This is a genomic window from Aeromonas schubertii, from assembly GCF_000820105.1.
GTDB classification, from domain to species: domain Bacteria; phylum Pseudomonadota; class Gammaproteobacteria; order Enterobacterales; family Aeromonadaceae; genus Aeromonas; species Aeromonas schubertii.
In genome coordinates this window covers 1-1,111 of the sequence record NZ_CDDB01000008.1, presented here as the reverse complement: position 1 = coordinate 1,111, position 1,111 = coordinate 1, and the positions used below count along the sequence as shown (strand labels likewise).

General features: G+C 60.6%; 2 protein-coding genes and 2 tRNA genes. 1 reads left to right on the top strand and 3 read right to left on the bottom strand.

Annotation, left to right across the window (positions count from 1 at the left end; translation table 11 throughout):
- A partial coding sequence (locus BN1133_RS01445; RefSeq protein ID WP_157432332.1) for a L,D-transpeptidase family protein occupies nt 1-406 on the top strand: 406 nt, incomplete at its 5' end.
- A gap of 47 nt (nt 407-453) precedes the next feature.
- Here the strand turns inward: BN1133_RS01445 and BN1133_RS01440 are convergent.
- From BN1133_RS01440 to BN1133_RS01430, 3 genes are all read right to left on the bottom strand, one after another.
- A complete protein-coding gene (locus BN1133_RS01440) occupies nt 454-801 on the bottom strand; it encodes a YcgJ family protein (RefSeq protein ID WP_050664784.1) in 348 nt (115 codons plus the stop codon).
- Between the two features lie 51 nt (nt 802-852).
- Nucleotides 853-945, bottom strand: a tRNA-Ser gene (locus BN1133_RS01435).
- 43 nt (nt 946-988) lie between these two features.
- A tRNA-Arg gene (locus BN1133_RS01430) sits at nt 989-1,065 on the bottom strand.
- Nucleotides 1,066-1,111 lie beyond the last annotated feature (46 nt).

Here is a 1,111-nt window from a genome sequence, read left to right as displayed (position 1 = left end):
CGGTCCGGACAACCCCATGGGGCTCTACGCCCTCTACGTCGGCCGCATGTATGCCATCCACGGCACCAATGCCAAGTTTGGCATCGGCCTGCGGGTCAGCCACGGCTGCGTTCGCCTGCGCAACGAGGATATCGAGTATCTCTTCAAGAAGGTGCCGGTAGGAACCCGCGTTCAGTTTGTGAACCAGCCGGTCAAGACCACGGTAGAGCCGGGAGGTCTGCGCTACATGGAGGTGCACCAGCCCCTCTCCCGCTCGGAGGCCGAATTCAACTCCGACATTCCGGCCCCCCTGCCCATGACCCCGGCCGTCACCCGCTTCATCGCCCACAAAGAGACCGACTCCCGGCTGGTCAAACAGGCTCTGGAGCAGCGCTCTGGCATGCCCCTGCAGATCAATCCTGCCTGATAAACGAACGAGGGGCGCATCGCGCCCCTCTTCATCACAGCCACACCCTACTTGCCAAACAGCTGCTCGGTATAACGCTCCGAGACGGCGCCACTGCGTTTACCATCCTCCCCGAAGTAACGATCCTCGCGGCAGAGACGCTCCTTTACATCGCAGAAGATGCCGTTGGAGAAGGTGAACTCGGTCAGGTCGAACTCCCCCTGACTGAAAATCTTGTCGGCGGCCTTGTCCCCCATATGGCGACGAGTCAGGGCCTCGGAGAGCCCCTTGGCATCGGCACACACATAGCGGTCGCACAATACACCCGGCTCGGGGGAGCGTAACTGGGCCGGTGAGGCAATGGCTGAGAGGGCGCAGAAGGAGAGCAGGGGGACGAGCAGAAGATTCGGTTTCATGACATGGCTCCGGCCTTGGGTTCGCCAGGAGTATATCAGAGAGAAGAAGAATGGCGGTGAAGGAGGGATTCGAACCCTCGATGCGGGTATAAGCCGCATACTCCCTTAGCAGGGGAGCGCCTTCAGCCTCTCGGCCACCTCACCGCAGACAACAGAAGGCCCCGCTGATGCAGGGCCTCTTGAAGAATGGCGCGCTCGAGAGGATTCGAACCTCTGACCGCCTGGTTCGTAGCCAGGTACTCTATCCAGCTGAGCTACGAGCGCGCAGAAAACTTTTCACATTGTCGGCTCACGAACGAGGTTCGCAAAC